Annotated in this window: 8 protein-coding genes and 2 pseudogenes; 8 read left to right on the plus strand and 2 right to left on the minus strand. The window is 55.8% G+C overall.

Features of this window, described 5'->3' with window-relative positions:
* Positions 1–16: 16 nt before the first annotated feature.
* The 8 genes and pseudogenes from L1249_RS14120 to rloA3 all read left to right on the plus strand — a co-directional run bounded on the left by L1249_RS14120 (position 17) and on the right by rloA3 (position 5,377).
* Positions 17–364, plus strand: a complete 348-nt coding sequence (locus L1249_RS14120) for a Na+/H+ antiporter subunit C (RefSeq protein ID WP_044628499.1) — start codon at positions 17–19, stop codon at positions 362–364.
* Positions 361–1,962, plus strand: coding sequence for a Na+/H+ antiporter subunit D (locus L1249_RS14125; RefSeq protein ID WP_062372776.1), 1,602 nt, complete (start codon positions 361–363; stop codon positions 1,960–1,962). Before L1249_RS14120 ends, L1249_RS14125 begins: the two co-directional genes overlap by 4 nt.
* Positions 1,959–2,432, plus strand: coding sequence for a Na+/H+ antiporter subunit E (locus L1249_RS14130; protein WP_044628501.1), 474 nt, complete (start codon positions 1,959–1,961; stop codon positions 2,430–2,432). The genes L1249_RS14125 and L1249_RS14130 overlap by 4 nt, the downstream gene beginning before the upstream one ends.
* Positions 2,432–2,701: a monovalent cation/H+ antiporter complex subunit F gene (locus L1249_RS14135; RefSeq protein ID WP_044628502.1), complete on the plus strand. Its 270-nt coding sequence runs from the start codon at positions 2,432–2,434 to the stop codon at positions 2,699–2,701. Before L1249_RS14130 ends, L1249_RS14135 begins: the two co-directional genes overlap by 1 nt.
* Complete coding sequence (mnhG, locus tag L1249_RS14140) at positions 2,694–3,098, plus strand: monovalent cation/H(+) antiporter subunit G (RefSeq protein WP_044628503.1); 405 nt, start codon at positions 2,694–2,696, stop codon at positions 3,096–3,098. Before L1249_RS14135 ends, mnhG begins: the two co-directional genes overlap by 8 nt.
* 174 nt (positions 3,099–3,272) lie before the next feature.
* Positions 3,273–3,446 (plus strand): annotated as a pseudogene (locus L1249_RS17710) (DASH family cryptochrome); the annotation flags it as partial.
* A gap of 12 nt (positions 3,447–3,458) precedes the next feature.
* The gene (locus L1249_RS14145) at positions 3,459–4,751 is read left to right on the plus strand and encodes a lytic murein transglycosylase (protein WP_235253647.1); all 1,293 of its coding nucleotides are present in this window, start codon (positions 3,459–3,461) and stop codon (positions 4,749–4,751) included.
* Between the two features lie 71 nt (positions 4,752–4,822).
* The gene (gene rloA3, locus L1249_RS14150) at positions 4,823–5,377 is read left to right on the plus strand and encodes a retropepsin-like aspartic peptidase RloA3 (protein WP_058577085.1); all 555 of its coding nucleotides are present in this window, start codon (positions 4,823–4,825) and stop codon (positions 5,375–5,377) included.
* Between the two features lie 22 nt (positions 5,378–5,399).
* On the opposite strand, the gene L1249_RS14155 is transcribed toward rloA3, so the two are convergent.
* Complete coding sequence (locus L1249_RS14155) at positions 5,400–6,110, minus strand: 16S rRNA (uracil(1498)-N(3))-methyltransferase (RefSeq protein WP_054641075.1); 711 nt, start codon at positions 6,108–6,110, stop codon at positions 5,400–5,402.
* Between the two features lie 71 nt (positions 6,111–6,181).
* Positions 6,182–6,732: pseudogene (locus L1249_RS14160) on the minus strand (RNA-guided endonuclease IscB); the annotation flags it as partial.

Here is a 6,732-nt window from a genome sequence, read left to right on the forward strand (position 1 = left end):
TTGCAGGAGGCCGCCCATGGAACCGTTAATGGCACTGGCGATTGGCCTGTTATACGCCACCGCTATTTTTATGATGCTACGCCGCTCGATCGTCAAACTCGTGATTGGCTTGATGCTACTCTCTAATGCCGCCAACCTGCTGATTTTTACTACCGCCGGTATGACTCGTGGCGCACCGCCGCTGATTCCTGAAGGGATGATGCAGCCTTTGGGCGATGTCGCTGACCCACTGCCTCAAGCGGTGGTGCTTACCGCTATCGTGATTGCCTTTGGGGTATTGGCGTTTGCGGTGGTATTGATCCGCCGGGCCTACGAAATCGTTAAGGCAGATGATTTAGACAAGATGAAGGATACCGACACGTGAGGCCTGAAGTCGCACTTCCCGTTTTGCTGCCGCTGCTTTCCGGGGCCATTTCGCTGATGTTTTGGCGCTCGAGGCCCATGCAGCGCTTTATTGCCGTGGCTGGCAACGTCGTACTATTTGTCGTCAGCCTGTGGCTGTTCGTTGCGGTCTTAGAAGATGGCTACATCACCATTCAAATGGGCAGCTGGCCAGCACCGTTTGGGATAACGCTCGTCGCTGACATGCTCAGCGCTGTGATGATTCTGCTCACCGGAATCATCGGCTTGGCCATGGGGATTTACTCCCTGGCGACGACTGGCCGCGGCCACGAAAAATTTGGCTACTACCCCCTTATGCATCTGCTGTTGGCGGGTGTGGCGGGTGCTTTTTTAACGGGCGATATCTTCAACCTCTATGTCTGGTTTGAAGTCATGCTGGTGGCTTCGTTTGCGCTCCTGACGCTGGGAGGCGAGCGCGCGCAGATGGAGGGCGCCATCAAGTATGTGACGCTCAATCTGCTGGCATCGGTCATTTTTCTCACTGCGGTAGGCCTACTTTACGGCACGGTGGGCTCACTCAATATGGCCGATATCGCGCTGCGCATGGATGAAGCCGAGCACAGCGGCATGGTCGAAGTGCTGGCGGTGATGTTTATGGTGGCCTTTGGTATCAAAGCCGCTGCGTTTCCGCTGTTTTTCTGGCTACCTGCTTCTTATCACACGCCTCCGGTGGCGGTATCCGCACTGTTTGCAGGCCTGTTAACCAAAGTGGGCGTTTACTCACTGTTCCGGGTATTTACGCTAATCTTCGATCAGACCATGGGCTACCTACAGGACATCATGCTGTGGGGGGCCGTTCTCACTATGGTGACCGGCGTGCTGGGGGCGGCCGCCCAGTATGAATTCCGGCGTATCCTCTCGTTTCATATCGTCAGCCAGATTGGCTATATGATCCTGGGGCTGGCGCTCTATACACCACTGGCGATTGCAGGCGGTGTGTTTGCCATCATGCACAACATCATTGTGAAGACGAACCTGTTCTTAATTAGCGGGATTACCCACCGCCTACAGGGCACTTACCAGCTTAAAAAGATGGGCGGGCTATATCGTGAACGCCCTTGGCTGGCCGTGGCGTTCTTTATTAGCGCCTTCTCTCTGGCGGGCATTCCGCCGCTGTCGGGTTTCTTTGCCAAATTCGTGCTGGTGCGCGCAGGCTTTGAGGCAAAGGCTTACGTGGCGACCGGCATCGCCCTGGCCGTGGGTTTGATGACGCTCTACTCCATGGTGAAGATCTGGAACGAAGTGTTCTGGAAGGCGCTACCTGAAGAAAACCAGGTGCCCGAAACACCGACACCGACAGGCGATGATGGCCGGTTGCTGAAGCCCAGCCTGTGGATGATGTATCTGCCTGTCGTGGTGCTGGCCATGATGTCCCTGCTCATTGGCGTGTTTGCCGAACCCATCATGCTGGTGATGAACCAAATAGGCGATCAATTGATGACGCCCTCAGGCTATATCGAAGCGGTACTCGGTGCCTCCGCAAGTGCGGAAGCAGCGCTACTGGATCCCATTGAGATACAGGCCGAACGTGTCGATGACCGCTTGGAGGAAACACCATGACCGGCGCCATTTGGAACCTCTTGCTTGGTTTGGCCTGGGTGCTGCTGAGCGGCGACTTCTCCGGGTTGAATTTGTTGGTAGGGATGATTTTTGGCTATATCGCGTTGCTGCTGATTGAGCCTCAAGTCGATGGGTTGAAAGGCTATCCTGCTCGTGTGCCGCGCTTCATCGGCTTTCTCGGTTTTTTCATCAAAGAGTTGGTTCAGGCCAACTTACGCGTGGCATTCGATATCCTGACGCCGCCTTGGCACATGCAGCCGGGGGTCATTGCCTTACCGCTGTCGGCACGCACCGAAATGGAGATCACCCTGGTGGCGAATTTGATTTCGCTCACACCGGGTACCCTGAGCCTAGACGTGTCCGATGACCGTAAAGTGTTGTATATCCATGCGATGTTCCTGGACGACGAAGAGGAGCTTCGACGCAATTTGAAAGAGATGGAACACAGGGCACTGGAGTTATTTCGTTAATGGAAACCGTGATTTTAATTAGTCAGGTGATCATGGGCTTGGCGCTCGTGCTGACCTTCGTTCGCGTGGTGCGCGGACCTAGTCTGCCAGATCGCGTAGTGGCCCTAGAACTGTTCTCGACGACAGTCGTGGGGTTGGTCGGTGTGTATGCGATTCAATCGGGCGTCTCGAGCTTCTTGGACGCCGCGATCGTGATTGCGCTGATGGGCTTTTTAGCCGCCATTGGCTTTGCGCGCTTTTTAGAACGTGGAGGGCCGCGGGATGATTGATGTAATTAAAGGGGCCATGCTGCTAACAGGGTCTAGTTTTATGCTGTTAGCCGCCGTTGGTTTACTTCGCTTGCCTGACTTGCTGACGCGTATGCACGCCACCACCAAGGCGGCGGCACTCGGGGTGATTTTAATCATGCTGGCATCGGCCATGCATTTTGCTGAAGTGGGCGTAGTGGCACGCTCGTTTGCCATTATTGTGTTTATCTTAATCACTGCGCCGATTGCCGCCCACGTGATTGGGAGGGCCGGATACTTCGTGGGCTCAAGGCTGTGGAGCGGCACGGTGAAAGATGAATTGCGTCCTAACTACGACCCGCTTACCCATGAGCTTAAAAGCGGCATGGAAACCCAGGAAAACGCCAAGCGGCACCCGCGTAACACCGACCCAGATTAGCGCGACGAGCACTATCAACGACTTCTTTAAGCCACCTCGTTGTGGCTTTTTTTATGCCTAAAAAACCCGAAATAGAGACGCTATTCTGAAAAACTGTTATGTCAATTTATGTACAATAATTGTACTGTATAAGATGTTGTGTCCATGTATTGCGGCGTGGCGTGGCAGCGACTCCGCGACCCGCGCCAAGATAGGTATTTCAACGTATTAAAGCAAGCGGGCCATTACGACTCCAAAGGGCTTTACGTGGCATACTGGCTGCCAGCCCCTATTCTCTGCCCTAGCGGCCTAGGGGTGGTATCTCCCTCATTTCTGAGCCATCATCCAGCTCACGCCAAGGATTGCTGAGAGAAGAATGCTATGCCGTTAATACCCGTGTCATTACCCGCCGTGTCGCTGAAACATAACAATTCGTTGAATACTCGCCGAGCCGCTGTATTCCCGTTGTTATTCGTTGCCGCTACGACGCTTGCTCTCCACAGCCCTGCCACACACGCCAGCCCGCAACTAATGACCGAGGTAGATGCACGAGCCGCTGAAGAGGTGCGCTATGCCAACTTCAATCAGTGGTTAAGCGAGTTTCGTCGCTATGCCGCCAACCAAGGGATTAGCGAAGCGACGCTAGCCTCCGCCTTTGATGGCCTGCGCTACCGCGAGCGGGTGATTGAATTAGACCGCTACCAGCCTGAGTTCGTACGTGCCATTTGGCAGTATTTGGATAGTGCCGTGTCTACCACGCGTATTACCAATGGTCAGGAGAAGTACGCGCAACACCGTGAAACAGCCCAACAGATGCAGCAGCGCTATGGCGTACCAGCAGAAATCATCGTGGCCATCTGGGGCGTTGAGAGTAACTACGGCAGCAACTTTGGTGATTTCTCGACGCTAGAGTCCCTCGCCACGCTGGCTTATGACGGCCGTCGGCGCGACTTTGCGAGTAGTGAGCTACTTGCCGCGCTGCGTATTATTGACCAGGGCGACATTGCCGCAGAGCAGATGAAAGGCTCTTGGGCGGGAGCAATGGGGCATACCCAGTTTATTCCCAGCAGCTTTGAGGCCTACGCGGTGGATGGCGATGGCGATGGTCGCCGCGATATTTGGGGTAGTATTCCCGATGTCATGGCGTCGACGGCGAACTATCTTGCGCGCGCTGGTTGGCAGGCAGGCCAACCCTGGGGTGCTGAGGTCAGGTTACCCGACGACTTTGACTACTCGCAAACCGACCGTAAGAGCAGCGCCGAATGGGCTGAACAAGGTGTGCGTGCCGTTCGGGGTGAGCTTCCCTCTTTCGATAGCGCTGCGGTGATTGTACCGGCCGGGGCGAATGGCCCCGCGTTTATCGTAGGTCCCAATTTCCGCGCTATCTTGCGTTACAACAATGCCACTAGCTATGCGCTGGCGGTTGCCACGCTAGCCGACGCCATTGCTGGGCGAGAGGGCATTTCGCAAGCATGGCCACGCGATGAGGCACCTTTAACCCGTGATGATGTCAGAACGCTCCAGCAGCGTTTGAACAACGCCGGTTACGCGGTAGGCACTGCCGACGGCATTATGGGGCCGAATACTCAGGCGGGGCTGCGTGCCTTCCAGCGCGACCAAGGCCTAGTGCCGGATGGCTTTGCTACCCAGTCGCTGTTAGAGCGGTTGCGCTAGCTCAGGGCGCTTTCATCGCTGTTTGAATCTCTTTGATAGCTAGGCAAACTTCTCACCAAGGATGAGTCGCAATGGGAAAAACATTTCTAGGGGTGTTGGGGGCGAGCGTATTGGCTGGTTCCCTGTTGGTCAGTGCTACCGCACAGGCTGAGGATAAGGTCTTCGGCTGGGTGGAAAATGCTTACATCGAGCCATGGGGGATTGCCGTCAAGGCCAAGTTGGATAGCGGCGCACTTACCTCATCACTGGATGCCCGTGATATCGAGATGTTTGAAAAAGATGGCGAAGAGTGGGTGCGCTTTCGTTTGAAGCTGGAAGATCAAGAGAGCGGTGACACCTTTAGCGACCAAATCGAGCGTCCACTCTATCGCGAGCAAACCGTGCGTGGCGCTGGGGGTCGTGACGAGCGCCCGGTGGTGCTGATGGACGTGTGCATGGGGGATACCATCTACGAGGAGCAGTTTAGCCTGCGTGACCGAGAAGAGATGATCTATCCGCTACTATTGGGGCGTCGTACCATCAGCCACCTGGGCTTGTTAGACGTACGCAATACGTTTCTACAGGAACCCGAGTGTGGAGAAAACGCTGCGTACGTTCCCCACGACCCCGAAGACGACCAGTCTTGATCCTTTATTAGTCAGGTAGCACTCAAAACAGCCGTGACAGCAGCGCGGTGACGGCTGTTTCTACCCGCAGGATACGAGGGCCTAGGTGCATTCCCTCGCAGCCTGCCGTCAGTAGCTGCTCCACTTCCCACGGGATAAAACCGCCTTCGGGCCCTACCAGTAATAGCGTTGGCTCATCAATACCGCGCGGGCAGGCATTCTCCATGCCTGGGTGGGCAACCAATCCTCTTCGTTCTGTTAGAAGTGCCGGTAGCTGCTCTTCCATAAAAGGACGAAACCCTTTGCAGAGCGTCACGTTAGGCAGTTGAGTATCCCGCGCTTGTTCTAGCCCAAGTATCAAATGCTGATGAATTTTTTCTGGCCGCAGTTCCGGCGACTGCCAGTAACTCTTTTCAACCCGCTTGGTGTGCAGCAGGGTAATCTCTTTGACTCCTAACGCCGTGACGTGCTCAAGCGTGCGTGCCAGCATACGCGGGCGCGGCAGCGCCAGGACAAGATGAACGGGCAGGGCAGGCGGCGGCGGTTCGTTGATATCTTCCAGCGCAAACAGAGCCTGCGTTTTGTTGAGCTCCGTTAGCGTGGCCTTACCCATAGCGCCGCCTTGAATACCCACGGTTAAGCGATCGCCTTCGTTAGCGCGGTGTACTTCATGCAGATGGGTCAGGCGGCGCGCATCGGTAATACGAGCGTGGTGACCATCGACCTCGCTCCGGTCTAGTAGTATCAAATTCATCTGATTTTGCGCGGGATACCCGGTACTTTTAGTGCCGGGAGGAATAGCGCGTCGCCCGTAGGGCGACTGGGTTACGCCACCGCCTGTCCCGCTCCTCCTGTTAGGCTGGTGAAGGGTGTGATGTAATAGCCGTAGCCATCACTCCGTTGGATGAGGGTGCAGTATTTATGGGAAATGCCTTGCACTGCACCGTGTTCGGCTTGGACGTTGAAACTGCCGGTTTTGCGTATCGCGACACGGCCCGTATAGGTGCCAGCCTTCTTGCCGGTGGGTACTATCGCACGCACCATGTCGCCGGTTTGAAAGCCGTGCACCTGCTTCTGCCGCATTAGATAGCCACGCGGAAACCCGTGTTTCGTTAAGCGGGTGCGTTGATAGCTGCCACGCCCCATCGCCTTGATCGTCAGTGTCGGCACTGTCCAGTCATGCAGTTTCTCGAAAGCCCCGACACAAGCGGCGTCCAAGGCATGCGTCTTGGGGATGTTGAGGCGCTGTCGGTTGTATTTGGTGCGGCCACCGCTGCTCACGGCGACCGGTAAATCCGTGGTTTTGAGCGCGGAGAACAGCGCCCAGCGGGTCGCATTGACCGCACTGGCATCGCGCATCGGTTGCTTGAGCTGGC

It is taken from the genome of Halomonas sp. Cn5-12 (assembly GCF_021532545.1).
Taxonomy (GTDB): Bacteria; Pseudomonadota; Gammaproteobacteria; order Pseudomonadales; family Halomonadaceae; genus Vreelandella; species Vreelandella aquamarina.